The following is a 1,069-nucleotide window of genomic DNA, read 5'->3' on the forward strand; positions in this document are numbered from 1 at the left end:
CGACGGTAACCGAGGGCGAGTGCCAGTCGTGTGGGGCGTCAGTCCCAGCCGGCCAGACGAAATGCCGGTTCTGTCTCACCAACCATCTCGGAAGTGACGCCACTCGCACGAACGAGTCAGCGTCGACAACGTTCCTCGGCATCGTCCACCTGGTCGTCGAGTCGACGACGTTCTACGGCGCCGTCGCGAAGGGCGGCGCCGCGGCGAACCTCCTCTCCGCCAACGACGCGGAGCCGGCCGTCGACGACTACTCACTCATCTACGATCTCGACGAGGCGCCGGCGCGCCAGCTGGCCGAGCAATGGCCCTCACTTCCCGACGCGGTACAGGTGTCGGCAGCGGAGGGAGAGCAGCTTCGCAGAGCCGCCCGTGACCGGACTGGGTGGCACGGGCAGGACGCGTTGGAGCGTCAGGAGCAGGCCCTGACGCGCCTCTACGACCAGTGGGGGGACGGCATCCGCGACGCGTCGCGTCTCGACGCGGTCCTCGAGGAGGCCGACGACGCGGTGTGGCTGGTTCCAGCGATGGCGCTGACCGAATCTACTGGCGAAGCTGCGGCTGATCGCCAGGCGTCGTCGGTGCCGACGACGCAGGAACTCGACTGTCAAAACTGTGGACGGGCGACCGACCATCGGTTCAAGACCCATGAATCAGTCCCGGATGAGGCGTGGACGGGGCAACCGATCTGGGAGTGTCGGGTGTGTGGCTCGGCTCGCTACGGCCCCAGTCTCGAGTAGCGCCAGTACTGGGCGTCGATTAACCAACACCCTGCGAGTACCGTCCAAGTTCGTTGGTTAAGGCCGTGATATCCTGCAAGTCCGACGTCAGTCTCGATGGGGAGTCTTTCCGCGCCGGCGAGCGGTGAGGCGCTTCCGATGGAGCAAGAGTTCAAACAAGGGTACCGGATGCATCGTATACTCAGCAATCTCAACCGACTCGACGTCGACCGATTGGACGACGCGGATCGAGAGCGAGTCGAGACCGCGAGAGACCTCCTGGAAGAGGTGAGCCTTCTCACGCGGCCGAGCGACGGAGCCGGGGCGGACGCCCACGCAGACTCCTAACTGGC

At 65.4% G+C, this 1,069-nt stretch carries 2 protein-coding genes; both read left to right on the plus strand.

The window, feature by feature from the left end; genetic code table 11:
* Positions 1 to 737: biosurfactant protein 1 (locus AN233_RS13630; protein WP_058367328.1), on the plus strand; the 737-nt coding region annotated here is incomplete at its 5' end.
* Between the two features lie 138 nt (positions 738 to 875).
* Positions 876 to 1,064, plus strand: a complete 189-nt coding sequence (locus AN233_RS18130) for a hypothetical protein (protein ID WP_006183366.1) — start codon at positions 876 to 878, stop codon at positions 1,062 to 1,064.
* Positions 1,065 to 1,069 lie beyond the last annotated feature (5 nt).

The organism is Haloparvum sedimenti (genome assembly GCF_001462205.1).
Classification (GTDB): Archaea; Halobacteriota; Halobacteria; order Halobacteriales; family Haloferacaceae; genus Haloparvum; species Haloparvum sedimenti.